The following is a 19,235-nucleotide window of genomic DNA, read 5'->3' as shown; positions in this document are numbered from 1 at the left end:
CCGGTCTGTCAGGGAGCAGGGCCAATGACGTATGGACGTGACGATAGCGCTTTCGATCATGCCCTGATCGCTGCGGCATTCTCCGTGATGGCCGAGCGTGGCTGGCGGGGCTTGACCGTGGCGGAGGCGGCACGGCGGGCTGGTCTGCCGCTCGATCAGGCGCGCCGGCGCTTTCCCGACCGGTTTGCGATCCTGTCGGTGTTCGGGCGGCAGGCGGATGAAGCCGCCTTGGCCAGACCTCTGCCGGGAGGAGAGATCAGGGATCGCCTGCTGGATATTCTGATGCGTCGTATCGACGTATTACAGCTTCATCGTCAGGGCATGCTGGCACTGTTGACAGCGGTGCCGTTCGATCCGGTGCTGGCGCTGTTTCTGGCCCGACGTAATCGCGCCAGTATGGGTTGGCTGCTGGAAGGGGCCGGCATTCCCTCCGGCGGGATTCTGGGCGGGCTGCGGATCAAGGGATTGCTGACTGTCTGGCTGTGGACCATCCGGGCATGGAGCCGCGACGAGACTGAAGAACTCGGCCCTACTCTGGCGGCGCTGGATGTGGCGCTGGAACGGGCGGAGCAGTTTGCCGCCTTGCTGCCTTCCGTTCAGCCGGTCGGATCGGAGGCTGATGAGGAGGATGCCGGGGTGCATGCCGCCCCGGAGCAACGTGTCGCCGTTCCACCGGATGACCCGCCACCGCCCGCATAACCCCCCCCCTCTTCTTATGGGGTGTATTCCCCCTGCCCCTGCAAGGGACGAAGCGGAGCCATGGCGATCCGGCGCATGACATAAGGCCCCGGACCCCCTATGTGCGGCGCTGTCATGACGCAGCCCACCCGTAATTACACCGTGAAGGAAATTTTCCTGACCTTGCAGGGGGAGGGCATCCATGCCGGTCGTCCGGCAGTGTTCTGCCGTTTTGCGGGCTGCAATCTCTGGAGCGGTCGGGAAGAAGATCGGCAGATGGCAGGCTGCACCTTCTGCGACACCGATTTTATCGGCATGGATGGTGAAAACGGTGGTCGCTATCCCGATGCCGCCAGTCTGGCGCGGGCCATTGCCGCGTGCTGGCAGGGCGGGGCCGAGCATCGTTTCGTCGTGCTGACCGGAGGGGAGCCGCTGTTACAGGTGGATGCCGCCCTGATCGACGCGCTGCATGAGGCCCATTTCCAGATCGCGGTGGAGACCAACGGGACGCAACCGGCTCCGGCGGGGCTGGACTGGATCTGCGTCAGCCCCAAGGCCGATAATCCGCTGGTGCTGACGGGCGGGGACGAGTTGAAATTGGTATTCCCCCAGCCGGATGCGCCGCCGGAGCGGTTTGAGGCTCTGAATTTCAGGCATTTCCTGCTACAGCCGCTGGACGATTCGCGGCGCGCGGATCACACAAGGGCCGCGATTGAATACTGCCTCCATCACCCGCGCTGGCGTCTGTCGGTGCAGACTCACAAGACGCTGGGCATACCCTGATGACGATCGTTTCTTCCTCCATGCCGCGTGTGCTGGAAATCGGCAAGCAATTCACCTTTGAGGCAGCCCATACGCTGCATCGGGAGATCGAGACCGATTCCAGCCTGCGTATTCACGGCCATTCCTATCGTGTGGAGGTGGTGCTACGTGGCGGGGTGGATCCGGATAGCGGCATGCTGATGGATCTCGGCCTGTTGCAACGGAAGATGAATGCGGTCCGCGACGCGCTGGATCATCGCCTGCTGGACGAAGTGCCGGGTCTTGCTCCCGCGACGATGGAGAACATCGCTCTGTTCATTTGGCGGCATCTCGCCCCTGATCTTCCCGCTCTGGCGGAAGTCAGCGTGTTCCGTGACACGCTGGGCGAACGTTGCACCTGTCGGGGTGCATAAAGGAACGGGCCAGTTTGTCTGTTGCCTGTCTGCTTCGTCACGGTCGTGACATTTTTCCCGCTCTGATTGCTGACTGATACGGGATCCGCTTCTCCGGTGTGAGACGGAGAATTGTCGGTCTCCTCATGACAGGTTCATCATAAATAATCTTTTTTAAACGTAAAATTATAATGAATAAATGTAAATTTTTGTGATTTTGTAAGAGTGTATTATAAATCTACAAAATTTATTTTATCATTATAAATCAATTATTTATGTAAAATAATCACTTTTTTGAATGGCATTTTCAGCCTGTTTTTTAAAACGTATGATTGAAGTTTAAATGAATAAGCACTAAGGATTCACGTATAACATGTGAGCCGAAGTGATGTCTCGTTTCCCTCTTCGTACCCTGGAAAATGCACCGACCGAGGCGCAACCCGCTTTGGCAGCGGCAGAGAAGAATAACGGTTTCCTGCCCAATCTGCTGCGTGTGCTGGCCAATGCTCCGGTCGCGCTGGAGACCTATCTGACCGTTTCCGGCATCAACGCACGCGCCAGCCTGACCTTGCAGGAAAGGGAAGTCGTGCAGATCACCGCCGCAGCCACCCATGGATGCGGTTTCTGTGTGGCGGGTCATACCGCATTGGCAACCAAAAAAGCCGGTCTGGATGCCGCCACGGTAGAGGCTCTGCGTCAGCTCGATCGGGTAACCGATGCCAGACTGGCAACGCTGGCCGATTTCACGCGGGCCGTCATCGCATCGCGTGGGGCCGTATCGGATGAGGCGCTGGCCACTTTCAAGGCGGCAGGTTTCACGGATCAACAGGCGCTGGAAGTGGTACTGGGCGTCAGCCTGGCGACCTTGTGCAATTTTGCCAATAATCTGGGTCAGCCCCCGCTGAATGAACAGCTTGAGCCGTTCCGCTGGAATGGCCTCAACGCTGACTCCGCCGGGTAAGCGCTGATGTCTGCTCTCCCCGCTGCCCTGTCCGAATGGTTGGAGCAAAACGCTCTGGCGCTGGATGAAGGCCATATCGATCCGGCCCTGCTGCTGCCCAGACTGGCACAGGAAGGCCTGTTCGCCGTGGGCCTTGCCGGCATGGAGGGCAGCGCAGGCAGCACTCTTCCAGAGGCTGTGGAGGCCATCGCCTCGGTTTCATCGCATTCTCTGGCAGCCGGATTCGTGTTCTGGAGCCATCGTTCCTTCATCGAATATCTGCTGCAAAGCCCGAATGAAGGGCTCCGCAATCGTCTGCTGCCGGCTTTGCTGCGGGGGGAGGAAGCAGGGGCGACCGGCCTGTCCAATGCGATGAAGTTCCTGTCTGGGCTGGAGCCGCTTCAGATTACCGCGCAACCGGAAGGGCAGGGATACAGGCTGTCCGGGCGGATGCCGTGGGTGACCAATCTGCGGGTGGAAGGATTTCAGGTGGCCGCTGCGATCGGCCATGCGGATGGAAGCGGAGCGTTCATCGCCGCTCTGTCGCATGACGCGCCGGGGCTGACGCGCAGTGGGGATCTAGACCTGCTCGGGCTGCGCGCGGCGAATACGGCGGCGATTACCTTGCAGGAGACATGGATCGACGCGGATCAGATCATTCATCCCGATGCTTCCGTCTGGCTGCCGCAGGTGCGGCCTGCTTTTCTGGGTCTGCAATGTGGTCTGTCGATTGGTCTGGCCCGTCGCTCTCTGGCTGAAGCGCTGCGGCACGAAGGGGCGGCCCGGGATGTCCTGCATGAACCGCTGGACACCCTGACCGCGCGTCTTCGGGATGAGGAGCGCGCCCTGTATGCAGGGTTGAGGACGGAACGGTTCCTGGCCGTGCCGGAGGCGCTGTTTGAAATTCGCATTCGTCTGGCGGCCATTGTCGCCGAGGCAGTGGGGATGGAATTACAGGCCTCGGGGGGCAAGGCGTATCTCCAGCCGCATGGCTCCGCCTTTGCGCGGCGGTGGCGGGAGGCCGCTTTCATCCCGGTGATTACCCCCAGCCTGGTGCAGTTGCAGGATGCGCTGGTCAGGCACACACGCAACCGGGGGTGCGCGGCATGAATGCTGCCCTTTCGGCCCGTGACATAGCCCTGCATTATCCCGGCTCCCCCCATCCTGTGCTGGCGGGGCTGGATCTCGATCTTCATCCGGGCCGGATCGTGGCTCTGCTGGGGCCGAGCGGCATTGGCAAATCAAGCCTGTTACGGACTCTGGCCGGGCTGGAAACAGCCAGCTTTGGCCGGATCATGGTGGGAGGAAACTCCATTGAGGGGGCTCATCCCGCTGTGGCGCTGGCTTTCCAGAATCCGGCTTTGCTGCCCTGGTTGACGCTGGAGAAGAATGTCGGATTCGGCCTCGATTTCAAACATCAGCCAGCCCTGACGACATCGGAACGCAAGGCGCGGGTGCAGGAGGCGATTGCGGCCGTGGGATTGCAGGCGGCGCGACATCTTCACCCCTCGCAGCTCTCCGGTGGCATGGCCAGCCGCGCGGCACTGGCGCGCTGTCTGGCCCGTCATCCTGCCGTATTGCTGCTGGATGAGCCGTTCGGCGCGCTGGATGAGGTGACGCGGGCTGAAATGCAGCAGCTTCTGCTGCGCATCGTGGCAGAGCGCCGCCCGGCTACGCTGCTGATTACCCACGATATCGATGAAGCTCTGCTGTTGGCGGATCGTGTTCTGCTGCTGGGAGGCACTCCGGCAGGTGTGGTCGGGGATTGGGACATAGACCTTCCTCAGCCGCGGGAGGCCCTGCTGGATGAGTTGGGCAGGCTGCGTATCGAAATTCTCCAAACCTTGCGCACGGCTCTGCGGAGTCATTGATGGAATGAGCGCCATGGACAATGAGTTTTTTTCCCGACGGGATGCCTTGCGGCTGGCCGGGCTTTTCACGGCGGCAGGGGCTTTGCCGTTGTTGCGGGCCAGAAAGGCCATGGCGCAGCCGGGTCCGGATGCGCCATTGCGGATCGGCTATCTGCCGATCACGGATTCGACCCCGCTGCTGGTCGCGCATGGGCAGGGTTTTTTCGAAGCTGAAGGAATCCGCGCGGAAAAGCCGGTCATGCTGCGTTCCTGGTCACAGGTGATCGAGGCGTTTCTCTCGGGCCAGGTCGATATGGTGCATCTGCTGTCCCCCATGACCATCTGGGCCCGTTTCGGCAGCCGGGCACCGTTGAAGGTGGTGGCATGGAATCATCTCGATGGCTCCGGCCTGACGGTGCAGCCCGGCATCAACAGTGTGAAAGAGCTGGGGGGGCAGACGGTCGCTGTGCCGTTCTGGTATTCCATCCATAATGTCGTGCTGGGTACGCTGCTGAAGGCCAATGGATTGAAGCCCGTCATTGCCCGCAACGGCAAAGCCCCTGCTGCGGATGAGGTGGCGCTGGTGGTGATGGCTCCCTCCGACATGCTTCCGGCGCTCGCGGCCCGGCGTATTGCCGGCTACATCGTGGCGGAGCCTTTCAACGCGGCGGCAGAGGCGCAGAATATAGGGAAAGTGCTGCGCTTTACGGGGGATGTCTGGCGCGATCACGCCTGCTGCGTCGTGGCGATGCATGAGGAAGACCTCACACGGCGACCGGAATGGTCCCAGAAGGCCGTGACGGCAGTCGTCAAGGCGCAGGCATGGATCCGCGATCATCGCGCAGAGACGGCTCAATTGATCTCACGCGAGAATCCCAATCGCTATACACCGCATCCCGCTGCGGTGCTGGCGAAGGTGCTGGCGCCATCGGAAACGGCGCACGCGGATTATGTGGCCTCCGGCGCGATCCGCCATGCCGACTGGACCAATCGCCGGATCGATTTTCAGCCTTATCCCTTTCCTTCCTATACCGAGGAACTGGTGCGGAGGTTGCAGGATACCCTTGTCGAGGGTGATCGCGGCTTCCTGACGGCACTGGATCCGGTTGCTGCGACGCGTGAACTGGTGGATGACCGTTTCGTGCGTCACGCCATTGCGGCGGCAGGTGGTCCGGGCGTGTTCGGGATCTCCGACAGCTTCACCCGCACGGAGACGATTGCGGCGTGAGCGATCTGTCTGTGTCCCTGCCGGTTTCTCTTCCCGCTATCCGCTCGCATGGTGGCCGCCTGAGTCTTGGCTTGTCTGGCCATGTAGGGCGCTTCCTGCTGGGCATGGGAGGCCTGGGGATATTGCTGGCTGTCTGGTGGTTGTTCACCGGACCACTGGCCGGGGCAGGCAGTTTCAGTCGTCGCTTCGCACCCGGGCTGGCTCTGACCAGCCTGATCGAGATGGGGTGGCATGGTGATTTGCTGACCCATGTCTGGCTCAGCCTGAAACGCGTGCTGGTGGGATTGGCCGTGGCGTTGGCGGTGGGTGTGCCGCTGGGGCTGGCGGTCGGCAGTGTGCGGGTGGTGGAGGCCGCCACCTCGCCGGTGTTCCAGTTTCTGCGTATGATTTCTCCGCTTTCCTGGATGCCGGTGGCTGTCATGGTGCTGGGGGTAGGAGATGCGCCGATCTATTTCCTGCTGTCTTTCGCCGCCGTCTGGCCCATCCTGCTCAGCACCGCCGATGGTGTGAAGCAGCTCGACCGGCGTTGGCTGTTGCTGGCGCAAAGCCTTGCGGCAACGCGGTGGGAAACATTGACGCGTATCGTTCTGCCGGGGGTGCTGGCGCCGATCCTGACAGGCGTGCGGCTGGCGATCGGTATTTTGTGGATCGTGCTGGTGCCGGCGGAAATGCTCGGCGTGGCCGGAGGGCTTGGTTACCTCGTGCTCGATACCAGAGACCGCATGGCGTATGGCGAGTTGACGGCGGTCGTGCTCGTGATCGGCTTGCTCGGATTTTTACTCGATGCCATCGCGCGTTTGCTCTACCGGATGCGTGCCCATGGGTGAGGGAGAGTTTACAGAAGCAGATCCCCCTGTTTCTGGGGGCCTGACTTTTTTCTGGCAGTGCGTTTGACAGAGGCAGTGTCGTTTCCAGCCGGTGGCGTGCTTCCTGCCGGATTGTGTGTTGCCTGCACGGTTTTCTCGCCATCGCTGAAGCGCAAGGTCAGTATCTGCCCGCTGGCGATCCGGGCCGCCTGGGTGACGGCATGGCCATCATGATCCAGCACCAGCGCATAGCCGCGCGCCAGCACCGCTTGATAGGAAACGCTTTCCAGCCTTGCGCAAAGCCCGTCCAGCCGCGCCTGTGCCTCCCGCAGCCGTCCGGGCAGGGGGGCTGCCCTCATGCGGACGAACAGGGGGCGGGCGTCACCCAGATGCAGATGAAGGCTGTGCCGCAGACTGGCTCCCAGTCGCAGCGCATGCAGCCGCAGGGCACTCCTTTTATGGGCCAGCAGCATGGGCATCGCGACACGCAGACTGTTTTCGGCCCCTCGCAGGTGCTGGCGGGTTTGGGTAATGATATGGGCGGGGCGAGGCAGCCGTAGCGCCGCATTGCGTAACCCGGCCCGCCTTGCCGCCAGTAGGCCGGGCAGCGCCATGCCCAGTCGCAGTGAGCGGTCATCCAGCCTCTGTCGCGCATGACCAAGCAGAGTGGGCAGATCAGGCAGAAGACGCTCGGCCTGAGCCAGCCCCAACCATGCACCCTGAGTCATCCGACTGAGCGCTCCGCCGAGCCGCGCGGTCTTGTGAGCCAGATCAGCCGTGAGTTCGGCCCGCATCGGTACCGCCAGCTCGGCTGCGGCAGTCGGGGTGGGGGCACGCCGGTCGGAGGCGTAGTCGATCAGGGTCGTATCGGTTTCATGGCCGACGGCGGAAATCACGGGGATCGGGCAGGCGGCGGCGGCACGAATGACGATTTCCTCATTGAACGCCATCAGATCTTCCAGACTGCCGCCACCCCGCGCCACGATCAGCACATCGGGACGGGGCACCGGCCCATCCGGCGGCAGCCTGCCGAATCCGTCGATAGCGGCAGCGATTTTCGCGGCGGCCCCTTCGCCCTGCACCGGCACCGGCCAGAGCAGGACGGTGCGGGGAAAGCGCCGGGCGATGGTCGTGCGGATGTCCTGAAGAACGGCCCCTTTTTCAGAGCTGACCACGCCCACGACTCGCGGCAGCCGCGGCAGGGCGCGCTTGCGGGCGGCATCGAACAGCCCTTCCTCCGCCAGACGTTGACGCAGCATCTCGATTCGCGCCAGCAGCGCTCCGGCCCCCGCATACTCCATCCGGTCGATGATGAGCTGGTAGGAGGAACGATCCGCGTAGGAGGAGATTTTGCCGGTCGCGACCACCTCCACTCCGTTTTCCGGCAGCATGCCGAGACGGGGAACGGCGAATTTCCATACGACACCAGCAATTTTGCCGCCCTCATCCTTGAGCGACAGATAGATATGGCCGGATGGGTAGCGCTTGACCTCCGTCAGTTCGCCGCGCACGCGCACACGTCCGAAGGCGCCTTCCAGCGTGCGTTTGATGGTGCCGGACAGGTCGGAGACCGAATATTCGGGAATATTGTCCAGCCCCCGGCTGCCGGATACGCCGGCAGAGGTTTCTTGGGTCGTATGTGGATTGGATGAATCGTCCATGGCCGCAGCCTATGCTACATGCGGCCAGCTTTGAAGAACGCAGGCAGAAGGCGGGATCGTAATGCGGGTTCTGGTGATCGGATCGGGCGGCCGGGAACATGCTTTGTGCTGGGCGCTTGCCGCCAGCCCGATGCTGGAAAAACTGTGGTGCGCCCCCGGTAATCCGGGCATTGCTGCCCATGCGGAGCTGGTCCCCGTTCCAGTGACGGATGTCGCTGCTCTGGTCGCTTTCGCGCGGGATCATGCGGTTGATCTGGTGGTTCCCGGCCCGGAAGCGCCGCTGGTGGCGGGATTGGCCGATGCGCTGAAAGAAGCGGGAATCCGCTGCTTCGGCCCGAGCGCAGCGGCGGCGCAGCTGGAGGGCAGCAAGACCTTCACCAAGGAAGTGGCCGATGCCGCCGGTATTCCGACTGCCCGCTGGGAACGGTTTGAAGAGGCGGAAGAAGCCCGTGCCTTCGTGCGCCTCCGTGGTGCGCCGATCGTCGTGAAGGCCGATGGTCTGGCTGCCGGCAAGGGCGTCGTGGTGGCGGCGACGGTGGAGGAAGCCGAGGCCGCGATTACCGCCATGCTGGAGGATGGCAGCCTCGGTGCGGCGGGGGCTTCCGTGGTGATCGAGGAATGCCTGATCGGCGAGGAAGCCTCGCTGTTCGCCCTGTGCGATGGAGAGCATGCGCTGCTGCTGGGTGGGGCTCAGGATCACAAACGGGTGGGCGAGGGCGATACCGGCCCGAATACAGGTGGCATGGGGGCCTACACCCCCACCCCCTTCCTGACGGCCGAAGCGGCGGATGCGGCAATGAAACGCATCGTCATGCCCGCTTTGGCGGAAATGGTGCGTCGGGGCACACCGTTCAGGGGCGTGCTGTTTGCCGGGCTGATGCTGACATCGGATGGTCCGCAACTGATTGAATTCAATGTCCGTTTTGGTGATCCGGAATGTCAGGCCCTGCTGCCGCGCCTGAAATCCGACCTGCTGGCGGCACTGCTGGCAGCCTGTGACGGAGAGCTTGGGGCGTTCGATCTGCGCTGGAGCGACGATGCGACGGTTGCTGTCGTGGTGGCGGCGAAAGGCTATCCCGGCACGCCGGAACCATCCGGACCGATCGGAGGGCTGGATGAGGCGGCTGCCGTGCCGGGTGCGTTGGTGTTCCATGCCGGAACTACCCGGCGGGGGGATGAAATCCATCCTGCCGGTGGCCGGGTGCTGACAGTGGTGGGGCGCGGTCCCGATATTCAGACGGCCCGTGACGTAGCCTATCGTGCCGTGGCGGCGCTGCGTTGGCCGGAAGGTTTTTTTCGCCGGGATATTGGCTGGCGCGCCTTGCGCTCAGCCTGATCGGGGTGATGAGGCCGGAACCATTCTATTCCGGTCTCACCGCCCGCAATGCTGGCGCACATAGGCGATGGAAGCCGGTGTGGTGGGATGCGCCCGGTCGCACCAGGACGGGCGCGGATGACGCGGCCGTTTTGGCCGCGACGATGATTTCGGTACGGGGGCCGAATCCAGGGGGTCCGGCCAGATCGAGGGCATCAGCAATATCACCCCCGCCGGCAGACGGGCGCTGCGGGTCAGGCCGGGATTGACTTCCAGCAATGCCTCGACCGCCGCATCATCATCACGGTCGATTGTGCCCAGCAGAATCTCGCCGATCGTGCCGGAACGCGTCAGCCGGTAGGGATGCGGCGGCTGGGGCAGATCATCATACTCGTTAGCCGGGCCGGAGGATGAAGGCGGGGGCTCGGGTTGGGTGATAGAGGGTGCTTCGGCGGCGGCTTTCGATTCAGGCTGGCGGTCCGGAGGCGGCGGAGGTGCTTCCGGCGTTGCGGCCATGCCGGTTTGTTGCACTTTCTCCGGCTGCGCCGGAACGGGCGGGGCTGATACGGAGGATGGGCTACCCGCCCTGACAAGATCGGGCAGGTAGCGGGCGGCTGCCCACCAGCTCAGCAGCGCCAGAACCGCTACCGCAATGGACAGCATCATGGGTGGCGAAATCAGGCCCGGCTCTCGTGTGGTGCTATTGGCTTTTTCAGCCGTCAGGCTTCTGCCTGCCACCATGGTGATGATGGAAGCATCCACCGGCCTGATGCCCCGTTCTTGCGCCAGTACCAGCGCCTGACGGGTCAGTCCTGCCAGCCGTGCCGGGCTGAAACGGGCCTGAGTCAGCAATAGTTCCACAGCATCCGGCGTCATGACGGAAGACAAGGTCTGTCCGGCCTGCTCAATGGCAAGGCGCAGAATATCCCGCATTTCCAGGGCCGTCGGCACAGGCAGCGTGACATGCAGCCGTTCCGTTTCGGCCAGAGAACCGAGCGGACCGTCCAACAGCGCCTTACCCGCTTCCTGTCCACCGATCAGGATAGCCTGAAACACGCCCTTCCGTTCCTGCAGCAGATCGACCAGGGCAGCCTGTGCAGCCTCCTGCAATGTATCGGCGGTCTGAAAAATCAGAATGAAAGGCGGTTGCTGCCCGGTTCCGGCCGCGCGTTCTTCTTCTGTCTGCGCCTGTTGCCGGAGTTGGTCGCCGCTCAGTAGCAAGGTGTTGGCGATTTCGATCACGTCGCCGATAGAGGCAGCAGACAGGGCAGACGTCAGAACCGTCCTGCGGCCGGTGCCGACTTCTCCGTCGATGATGATCAGCGCTCGGCCAGATTGTATCGCGGCGGTGATTTCATGCGCCGCTGCCTGCTGTGATGCGGTCAGGGAAGGACCATGTGCCGGGGCAAACGGGTCTGCCGTCAGGCCGTGAAAATCGCGGACACTGTGCTGCTCGTTCTGCGGGACGCCGTCCATGCTGCCCAATTTATTTATCTGCGTACGGGTTTTTGGTGCCACGGAGTTGCAGGCGGATCGGTGTGCCTTTCAGTCCGAACGCTTCACGCAATCCATTCACCAGATAACGCTGATAATCTTCCGGCAATTGTTCTGCTCGGGTACCAAACAGCACAAAGGTCGGTGGCCGTGCCTTGGCCTGCGTCATATAGCGCAGTTTCAGGCGTCGCCCGTCCACCAGCGGTGGTTGATGGCGTTCCAGCATCGCCTCGAACCAGCGGTTCAATTCTCCGGTCGCCACGCGCTTGTTCCAGATGGCATGGGCCTCCCGCACGGCAGGCAGCAGGCGCTGTACGCCTGATCCGGTCAGGCCGGACAGGGTTACCACCGGAATGCCGCGGCACTGCGTCAGGCTTGTCTCCAACCGGTCGGAAATGGCGCGGGCCGCTTTGCCGCGATCTTCCACCGCATCCCATTTGGTCAGGGCGAGCACCGCGCCCCGTCCCTCGCGTTCCACCAGTCGGGCGATCTGAAGATCCTGCTCGTGCAGCCCTTCCGTGGCATCGACTGCCAGTACCACGATTTCCGCCATTTTCAGTGCCTCGATGGAGGCGCTGACCGACATTTTTTCCAGCGATTCGTCTATGCGGGCGCGGCGGCGCAGCCCTGCCGTATCCACCAGTTCGATCTCGCCGATATCATCGGACAGGGTGACGCTGATCGAATCGCGCGTCAGCCCCGGCTCCGGCCCGGTAATGACGCGGTCCTCACCCAGCAGACGGTTCAGCAGGGTGGATTTGCCCGCGTTCGGACGGCCGACAATCGCCAGTTTCAGGGGCTTGGGAGGCCCCTGTTCAACGATATTTTCCTCGTCTTCCCACGCTTCGGCCTCGCCCCGGCGCTTGCGTTTCGGCATATCGGAGGGCCGGTCTGCATCGGTGGAGAGCCGGTCGGCGATTTCCCGCATCAGATCGGCAATCCCCAGCCCGTGCTCGGCAGAGACGGCCAGAGGATCGCCCAGACCAAGCCGGTAGGCTTCCAGCGCTTCTGCGCCTGCGCCACGTGCCTCGGCCTTGTTGGTGACCAGCAGTACAGGACGGTTCTGACGGCGCAGCCAGCTGGCGAAATGCGTGTCGGCGGGTGTGATGCCGCTGCGGGCATCGACCACGAACACCACCAGATCAGCCTGCGAGACGGCCGTTTCCGAGGATTGCCGCATCCGCCCGGCGATCGTGTCCTGCGGGGCTTCTTCCAGTCCGGCGGTGTCGATCAGCTTGACCAGACGCCCGCGTAGCATCGCTTCCGCTTCTTTACGATCGCGGGTGACGCCGGGCGTATCGGCAACCAGCGCCATGCGACGACCGACCAGACGGTTGAACAGGGTGGATTTTCCGACATTGGGTCGCCCCGCGATCGCCACGATGGGCAGGCGTTCCGCGGGGGCTTCGTCGGTTGTCTCGGGGGTGGGGGGCAAATCGGTCATCTCAACGGTATGCGTGTAACAGGCCGTCGGCGGTGATCACAAAGACCGTGCCCTGCGCGACGATGGGCGGAACGGCGGCTGCATCGGACAGATCACGGACGCTGCTGATCTTGCCGGAAACCGGGTTGAGCGTGATCATTTTGCCGTAATTGCTGACCAGCACCAGACGATAGCCCGCCATGATCGGGCCGAACCACTGTGCGCGCTCGCCGCGATTATTGGCCTTACTCCAGCGCGGCAGCTGGGTTTCCCATGCCACGACCCCATCATTGCGGGATATGGCGATCACCTGCTGGCTGGTCAGGGTGGCGAACAGCCAGTCTCCGGCCAGCCACGGGGTCTGTCCTCCGCCCGCCGGGCGTTCCCACAGACGGCGACCGGTGCGCAGATCCAGCGAAACGAACTGACCCCCCAGCCCGATGACATAAACCTGATTGCCGTCGATCACCGGCAGGCCGGTGACGGCTGACAGATCGGACAGGCTGGTGCGGCCGGAGGCGGAGGCGATGCTGTCGGTCCACACCACCGATCCGGTGGCGGCGCGCAGGCCGATGACGTCGCCGGAGCCGAACCCGCCAATGACCAGTCCGTCCGCGTAGGCGGGGGCGGGATCGCCGAGCAGGCTGGTATCGGCCTCGCTGGCCTGATGCGACCAGAGTTTTTTGCCGTTGGAGGCATCAAAGGCTACGATCTGCTGTTCCAGCGTGGTCAGGAACAGCTTGCCCTCGGCATAGGTCGGGCTGGAGCGGGATGGTACACCGATCTTCACGCGCCATTTCTGTCGGCCTTTGGCGGCATCCAGCGCAATCAGATCGCCGCGTCCGGTGACGGCATAGAGCGTGCCGGTATCGTCGGAGGTCAGACCGCCGCCGATATTGGTGCTGCGGTCGTCTTCCTGCTGGGTCACGAATTCCCAGGCCATGGCACCGGTCTTGACGTCAAAGGCTCGTACGAGCGCATTGCTGTCGATGGTATAGACCAGATTGTATTTGACGATGGGCGTGCTGGTGATCTTCTGGCGATAACCGCTGCCGGAACCGACCTGTGCGGTCCATACTTCCGTCATGCCTTTGATGGCGACGTTATCGACATGATGCGCGGGATTGGCACCCGGCTGTGACCAGTTCTGCAAAGGTGCATCTGTAGGAAACGCGATCGCAGGGGGTGAGGAGGCCACCGGCAGCACATCGCTGAGCGGCAACACGGTCTCACGCCGACCGGGCAAAGGGGGTTTGTCCGCCGCGAACCAGCTGTCCAGCATGCTGCACCCGCCCAGGCTGACAGTAGACAGGGCCAGCAGCGCCATAGCGGAGCGTTTGCCGGTGGGTGCTTTATTCCGAGCGTATGGATGGGCCGGGCGAATACGGAATGTCATGTCTCAACCACCGAACTTCGCGAGCAGTCCGGTTGCCCGGTTCCGCACGCCTGGAGGAGCGTTTTCGTCTTGGGAAAGCGTCTGAAGGCCCCGCCTGGCATCATCCATACGGCCCTGTCGGATGTCGAGCAGGGCGGTGCCTTCCCGTGCAAATGGCTGCCATGGATTACCATCGGCCAGCAGGGGGGCCAGCTGCCCGCGCAAGGTCGCGGGATCGCCATCGTCGATCCTGTTCCAGACCGATTGCAGTGTGGCCAGATCGCGCAGCGCCGGGAGCGCGGCGTTATCATTGCTGACCGTCCCGTAAATGGCCTCAGCCCCTTTTTTGTTTCCGCCAGCCGTCAGCAGGGCGGCGGCACGCAGCCGGGCCAGCGTCGCATAGTTTTCCGGGCTGTCCTTGGCGAAGGCGGTCAGCGCCTGTTCGGTTTTCGCATCGGGTACGATGTGAACCGGGGGCGCCAGCGGATCGACAGGATTACGAGTCAGGGCCAGGAAACGCTCTGCCGCGGTGGCATCCTGACGATGCTTGTACCAAAGCCAGCCCTGCCAGCCAGCGGCGCCGAGAATGACCAGCAGCACAAGCCCGACCGCCGGGCCGCCATAGCGGACCAGCAGTTTTTTGGCGCGTTCTGCACGCAGATCTTCCTCGACCTCATCAAAGATGTCGGCCACGCAGTGTCCTCGCAAATCTGGCAACGCTTGCCTGAATAATGGCCGCGGACCATAGCCGCGCCAAGCCTCCGGAGCAAACGGCGAGGACGCAGAACAGGGCATCTCGGCCGGAAAATCCGTCTTTTTCTGGAACAATGTTGGGGAAGCGGTGCGATTTTCAGGCGACAGGCTTCTTTTGCAACGGTATGCAGCTTTTATGACCCAGTCGGCATATTCTGTGACAGCATCCGGCAACATCAGTGCAGAGGCTGCGATGGAGGCCGTGCCGCTGCGCCGCATCGTGGTGGCCAGTTTTATCGGCACGGCGGTTGAGTTCTATGATTTCTATATTTACGCCACGGCGACGGCACTGGTGCTGGGACCGTTGATGTTTCCGGCGGCCTCCCCCGCGGCGCAGTTGCTGAATGCCTTTGCGACCTTTGCCATTGCCTTTGTCGCCCGGCCTATAGGGGCCGCTCTGTTCGGGCATTTCGGCGACAGGATCGGGCGTAAATCCACTCTTGTTGCCTCTCTTCTGATCATGGGCATTTCGACGGCTCTGGTCGGATTATTGCCCGGCCATGACAGGATCGGCGCTCTGGCGCCTGCTTTGCTGTGCCTGCTGCGTTTCGGGCAGGGAATCGGGTTGGGAGGGGAGTGGGGCGGGGCTGCTCTGCTGGCCATGGAGAATGCGCCGGAGGGAAAACGCGCCTGGTACGGCATGTTCCCTCAACTGGGTGCCCCCATTGGATTTATTGCCGCCAACGGGCTGTTCCTGATTCTGGCCCTGACGCTCAGTGACGAAGCCTTTCGCAGCTGGGGCTGGCGGGTGCCGTTCCTGCTGTCGCTGTTGCTGGTGATCCTTGGGCTGTATGTGCGGCTGAGGCTGACGGAAACCCCGGCTTTTCGCCGCGTGCTGGAGCGGAAGGAGCCGGTTGCAGTGCCGTTCCGCGCCGTGCTGATCGGGCATGGGCGGGCGACGGTGCTCGGCATGCTCTCCATGGTGTGCTGTTACGCCCTGTTTTATCTCTGCACTGTGTTCATCCTCGGATATGGCACCACGGTGCTGCATTATTCCCGCCCGGTATTTCTGGGCCTGCAATGTGTGGCCATTGCTTTCATGGTGGTGGGAGCACCGCTCGCGGCCCTGCTTGCGGACCGTTACGGCAGGCGGCCCGTGCTGATGGCGGTGATGGGTCTGGCAGGGGTGCTGGGCTGCCTGCTCGGCCCGGCCCTCGGCAGTGGCAGGGTGGAAGCGGTTTTCCTGTTTCTTTGCGCCGGGCTGATGACCACCGGTATGCTGCTGGGGCCGATGGGCGCGCTGTTGCCGGAACTGTTTCCGGTGAAGCTCCGCTATACCGGAGCGTCGCTGTCATTCAGCCTCGGGGGGATTGTCGGTGCATCGCTGGCACCGTATATCGCACAGCGCCTGTCCGATCTGGGTGGTCTGCACTGGGTCGGATATTATCTGACTGTTGCCGCCCTGATCAGCATGATCGCCGTCGCACTGATGCCGGAGACGAAGGACGCTCCTGAACGCTGACCGGCACGTCCCTCTCCAATCAGAGAGATTACGGCAGGAAGGAGATCAGCCGGCCTGTGGCCTCACCCTGCAATGCGCCATCGCGCATCGCGACATGACCGCGCAGCACGGTGGCGACCGGCCAGCCCTGACATAATCTGCCTTCGAACGGACTCCAGCCGCAGGGGGAAACGAGCCAGGACGCTTCGATCCGCTGCTGCCGCCCCATATCAACAAGGGTCAGGTCGCCATCATAGCCGACAGCCAGACGTCCCTTGCCAATCGCGCCATACACGCGCGCCGGACCGGCCGCCAGCAGATCGACCAGACGGGTCAGGCTGAGCCGTCCGGCTGACACATGATCCAGCATGACCGGCAGCAGGGTTTGCACCCCGGTCAGACCGGCAGCGCAGTCGGGCCAGGGACGCTCCTTCGCTTCCCGCGGATGCGGCGCATGGTCGCTGCCGATGGTATCGACCAGACCGTCATTGACCGCTTTCCAGGCTGCTTCGTAATGCCGCCGGTCACGCAGGGGCGGATTCATGACCGCATAACCGCCGAGCGTCTCGTAGCATTCGGGAGCAATCTGGGTCAGATGGTTCACCAGCACCTCGCTGGTGGCAACATCGCGGAAATCTTTCAGATACTCGAATTCCTCCGCCGTGGAGGTGTGCAGGATATGTGCCGGGCGTCCCGTCTTGCGTGCCAGCGCCATGATGCGGCGCGTGCCGAGGAAAGCACATTCCTCATCCCGCCAGATCATGTGGTTTACATAAGGCATCCCGCTGGAAAATGACGGGCGGCGCTCCTGCAACCGGTATTCATCCTCGCTGTGGAAGGCGATACGACGATGGCCGCTGCGCATCACGGCTTCGATGCTGGCATCATCCTCGACCAGCAGATCGCCGGTGGAACTGCCCGCGAATACCTTGACCGCGCAGACACCGGGCTGATGTTCCAGCGTAGCCAGATCCTGAATGTTGGCTTTGGTGGCGCCGACATAGAACCCCATGTCGCACCAGGCGGTCTGGCCGATATGCCCCTGTTTCCACTGCACCGTTTCCGCATCGATGATGGAAGGGCTGGTGTTCGGCATGTCATAGACTGCCGTCAGACCACCCAGCACCGCGCCGCGTGTGCCGGTTTCGATGGTCTCCACGCTGGCATTGCCGGGGTCGCGCAGGTGGACATGCGGATCGGTCAGCCCCGGCAGAACATGCAGGCCGGATGCATCCAGCACCTGCTCGGCAGTCGCGGAGGCAGGGGCGGAGAGGGTGACGATCACACCATCCCGGATGCCGATATCCGTCTGTGCCTCCCCCCAGGGCAGAATGCAGCGACCGTTCCGGACCAGCAGATCGAAATGGAGGGCGGCGCTGGACATCGTGACGGAACTCCTGAGCGTGTGAGGAAGGCTTACAGCCGGGTGACGGTGTAATGCTTCTCCAGCTCTGCCGCTACGGCCGCGCCATGTTCGGGGTCGCGGGCCTCGAACATGATTTCCAGCCTTGCGGACTTGACGCTGGGGGAGGTGAAGAGGCGATGATGGGACACTTCGATGATATTGCCACCGGAATCGCCAATGCGGGCGGAGATTTCGGCCAGCACGCCGGGACGGTCCGGAATATCCAGCACCAGACGCATCAGGCGTCCGTCCCGCAGCATCACGCGTTGCAGCACATGGGCCAGAATACGGCTGTCGATATTGGCCCCGCAGAGGGGGATCCCGACCTTGCGGCCCTTGAACAAATCGGGGAAGGACAGCAGTCCGGCGACACCTGTCGCACCGGCTCCTTCCGTGACGATCTTGGCATTTTCGGCCAGCAGGGAGATGGCGTTTTCGATCGCGACTTCCGTGACGACCAGAATATCGTCCACATGGGTGCGCACCACGTCGAGCGGAAGCTGCCCGACATCGCGCACGGCAATGCCCTCGGCGATGGTCGAGCCACCGACCTCGACCGCGCGGCCTTGCAGGGCCTGCACCATCGCGTCATATCCCTCGGCCTCGACACCATAGATGCGGATGGCCGGGTTGATGGCTTTGGCTGCCACGGCACAACCCGCGATCAGTCCGCCGCCGCCGATGGGGATGATCAGCGTATCGAGATCCGGCGCATCCTCCAGCATTTCGAGTGCATGGGTACCCTGACCGGCCATCACCCCTTCATCATCATAGGGGTGGATGAAGGTCAGGCTCCGCTCTGCGGCGAGCGCCCAGGCGTGCTCGGCGGCTTCCGCGAGGGTCTTGCCGTGCAGCACGACATGCGCACCCCATTGCGCCGTGCGGGTCACCTTGGTGGCCGGAGTGAACCGAGGCATCACGATCGTGGCCTCGATCCCCAGCAACTGGGCGTGGCGGGCGACGGCCTGGGCATGGTTGCCGGCCGACATGGCGACCACACCGGCGGCCCGCTCCCCGGCGGAGAGCATGGCCAGACGATTGGCGGCACCCCGCTCCTTGAACGCACCGGTTGCCTGCAAAACGTCCAGCTTCAGCCAGATATCGGCACCGGCAAGCTGGCTGAGCGTACCATTGCGCAGGGTTGGAGTGCGCACCACCTTTCCGGCGATCCGCTGTGCAGCCGCCCGGACATCTTCAAGACCGATCATGGAATGGCTCAGAAGAAACGGACGCTCAGGATTTCATAGCTCCGATCGCCACCGGGCGCCGGCACGGAGATGGTGTCACCGGGCTTTTTCCCGATCAGCGCCTTGGCGAGCGGAGAGGAGACGGAGAGCAGCCCCTGCTTGATATCGGCTTCATGCAGGCCAACGATCTGGTAGGAGGCTTCCTTGTCGGTTTCCTCATCCACGATCTGGACATGGGCACCGAATTTCACCTGATCGCCGCTCAGCGTGGAAGGGTCGATCACTTCCGCAGCGGAGACGATGACCTCCAGCTCCTCGATGCGGCCTTCGATGAAGCTCTGACGCTCCCTTGCGGCATGATATTCGGCGTTTTCGCTGAGATCGCCATGGCTGCGGGCCTCGGCGATGGCGCGGATGACGGCGGGACGCTCCACTGATTTCAGTTGGCGAAGCTCGTCCTCCAGGCGCTGTAGGCCGCCGGCGGTCATCGGAAACTTCTGCACTTTGGGTCAGTCCTCGGCAAAA

18 protein-coding genes are annotated in these 19,235 nt (G+C 62.9%); 10 read left to right on the top strand and 8 right to left on the bottom strand.

Annotated elements, in window-relative coordinates; translation table 11 throughout:
• Window positions 1-24: 24 nt before the first annotated feature.
• The 8 genes from GBCGDNIH1_RS24030 (at window position 25) to GBCGDNIH1_RS23995 (ending at window position 6,677) form a co-directional block, all read left to right on the top strand.
• A complete protein-coding gene (locus tag GBCGDNIH1_RS24030; RefSeq protein WP_011633006.1) occupies window positions 25-699 on the top strand; it encodes a TetR family transcriptional regulator in 675 nt (224 codons plus the stop codon).
• A gap of 114 nt (window positions 700-813) precedes the next feature.
• A complete protein-coding gene (queE, locus tag GBCGDNIH1_RS24025; RefSeq protein ID WP_043454624.1) occupies window positions 814-1,461 on the top strand; it encodes a 7-carboxy-7-deazaguanine synthase in 648 nt (215 codons plus the stop codon).
• A complete protein-coding gene (locus GBCGDNIH1_RS24020) occupies window positions 1,461-1,853 on the top strand; it encodes a 6-carboxytetrahydropterin synthase (protein WP_011633004.1) in 393 nt (130 codons plus the stop codon). The genes queE and GBCGDNIH1_RS24020 overlap by 1 nt, the downstream gene beginning before the upstream one ends.
• A gap of 367 nt (window positions 1,854-2,220) precedes the next feature.
• Window positions 2,221-2,793, top strand: coding sequence for a carboxymuconolactone decarboxylase family protein (locus GBCGDNIH1_RS24015; RefSeq protein ID WP_025287589.1), 573 nt, complete (start codon window positions 2,221-2,223; stop codon window positions 2,791-2,793).
• A gap of 6 nt (window positions 2,794-2,799) precedes the next feature.
• Complete coding sequence (locus GBCGDNIH1_RS24010; RefSeq protein WP_011633002.1) at window positions 2,800-3,882, top strand: acyl-CoA dehydrogenase family protein; 1,083 nt, start codon at window positions 2,800-2,802, stop codon at window positions 3,880-3,882.
• The gene (locus GBCGDNIH1_RS24005) at window positions 3,879-4,643 is read left to right on the top strand and encodes an ABC transporter ATP-binding protein (protein ID WP_043454621.1); all 765 of its coding nucleotides are present in this window, start codon (window positions 3,879-3,881) and stop codon (window positions 4,641-4,643) included. The genes GBCGDNIH1_RS24010 and GBCGDNIH1_RS24005 overlap by 4 nt, the downstream gene beginning before the upstream one ends.
• Before the next feature lie 13 nt (window positions 4,644-4,656).
• Entirely contained in the window at window positions 4,657-5,850 is a 1,194-nt protein-coding gene (locus GBCGDNIH1_RS24000; RefSeq protein WP_038515668.1) for an ABC transporter substrate-binding protein, read from the top strand.
• A complete protein-coding gene (locus GBCGDNIH1_RS23995) occupies window positions 5,847-6,677 on the top strand; it encodes an ABC transporter permease (RefSeq protein ID WP_011632999.1) in 831 nt (276 codons plus the stop codon). Before GBCGDNIH1_RS24000 ends, GBCGDNIH1_RS23995 begins: the two co-directional genes overlap by 4 nt.
• Before the next feature lie 8 nt (window positions 6,678-6,685).
• On the opposite strand, the gene xseA is transcribed toward GBCGDNIH1_RS23995, so the two are convergent.
• Window positions 6,686-8,317, bottom strand: a complete 1,632-nt coding sequence (xseA, locus tag GBCGDNIH1_RS23990; RefSeq protein ID WP_011632998.1) for an exodeoxyribonuclease VII large subunit — start codon at window positions 8,315-8,317, stop codon at window positions 6,686-6,688.
• 61 nt (window positions 8,318-8,378) lie between these two features.
• On the opposite strand from xseA, the gene purD reads away from it, so the two are divergent.
• Window positions 8,379-9,653, top strand: a complete 1,275-nt coding sequence (gene purD, locus GBCGDNIH1_RS23985) for a phosphoribosylamine--glycine ligase (protein ID WP_011632997.1) — start codon at window positions 8,379-8,381, stop codon at window positions 9,651-9,653.
• A 36-nt stretch (window positions 9,654-9,689) separates the two neighbouring features.
• Here purD and GBCGDNIH1_RS23980 read toward each other — a convergent pair whose 3' ends face one another.
• From GBCGDNIH1_RS23980 to GBCGDNIH1_RS23965, 4 genes are read right to left on the bottom strand one after another with little or no spacing between them, the layout of a single operon-like run.
• Window positions 9,690-11,108, bottom strand: a complete 1,419-nt coding sequence (locus tag GBCGDNIH1_RS23980) for a hypothetical protein (protein ID WP_011632996.1) — start codon at window positions 11,106-11,108, stop codon at window positions 9,690-9,692.
• A 10-nt stretch (window positions 11,109-11,118) separates the two neighbouring features.
• Window positions 11,119-12,570: a ribosome biogenesis GTPase Der gene (gene der / locus GBCGDNIH1_RS23975; RefSeq protein ID WP_011632995.1), complete on the bottom strand. Its 1,452-nt coding sequence runs from the start codon at window positions 12,568-12,570 to the stop codon at window positions 11,119-11,121.
• A 1-nt stretch (window position 12,571) separates the two neighbouring features.
• Entirely contained in the window at window positions 12,572-13,945 is a 1,374-nt protein-coding gene (locus tag GBCGDNIH1_RS23970) for a PQQ-binding-like beta-propeller repeat protein (protein WP_011632994.1), read from the bottom strand.
• 3 nt (window positions 13,946-13,948) lie between these two features.
• The gene (locus GBCGDNIH1_RS23965) at window positions 13,949-14,617 is read right to left on the bottom strand and encodes a tetratricopeptide repeat protein (RefSeq protein WP_025318374.1); all 669 of its coding nucleotides are present in this window, start codon (window positions 14,615-14,617) and stop codon (window positions 13,949-13,951) included.
• 196 nt (window positions 14,618-14,813) lie between these two features.
• On the opposite strand from GBCGDNIH1_RS23965, the gene GBCGDNIH1_RS23960 reads away from it, so the two are divergent.
• Window positions 14,814-16,139, top strand: a complete 1,326-nt coding sequence (locus GBCGDNIH1_RS23960) for an MFS transporter (RefSeq protein ID WP_050748484.1) — start codon at window positions 14,814-14,816, stop codon at window positions 16,137-16,139.
• 28 nt (window positions 16,140-16,167) lie between these two features.
• Here GBCGDNIH1_RS23960 and GBCGDNIH1_RS23955 read toward each other — a convergent pair whose 3' ends face one another.
• The 3 genes from GBCGDNIH1_RS23955 to greA are packed head-to-tail and all read right to left on the bottom strand — an operon-like array spanning window position 16,168 to window position 19,213.
• Window positions 16,168-17,502 carry a dihydroorotase gene (locus GBCGDNIH1_RS23955; RefSeq protein ID WP_011632991.1) on the bottom strand — a complete coding sequence of 445 codons (1,335 nt, stop codon included), beginning with the start codon at window positions 17,500-17,502 and terminating at the stop codon, window positions 16,168-16,170.
• 32 nt (window positions 17,503-17,534) lie between these two features.
• A complete protein-coding gene (locus GBCGDNIH1_RS23950) occupies window positions 17,535-18,731 on the bottom strand; it encodes a threonine ammonia-lyase (protein ID WP_011632990.1) in 1,197 nt (398 codons plus the stop codon).
• 8 nt (window positions 18,732-18,739) lie between these two features.
• On the bottom strand, window positions 18,740-19,213 hold the full coding sequence (gene greA, locus GBCGDNIH1_RS23945; protein WP_011632989.1) for a transcription elongation factor GreA: 474 nt from the start codon (window positions 19,211-19,213) through the stop codon (window positions 18,740-18,742).
• Window positions 19,214-19,235 lie beyond the last annotated feature (22 nt).

The sequence above is a fragment of the Granulibacter bethesdensis CGDNIH1 genome (assembly GCF_000014285.2).
Taxonomy (GTDB): Bacteria; Pseudomonadota; Alphaproteobacteria; order Acetobacterales; family Acetobacteraceae; genus Granulibacter; species Granulibacter bethesdensis.
The sequence above is the reverse complement of the archived record's forward strand: the minus strand, read 5'-3'. Positions and strand labels throughout refer to the sequence as shown.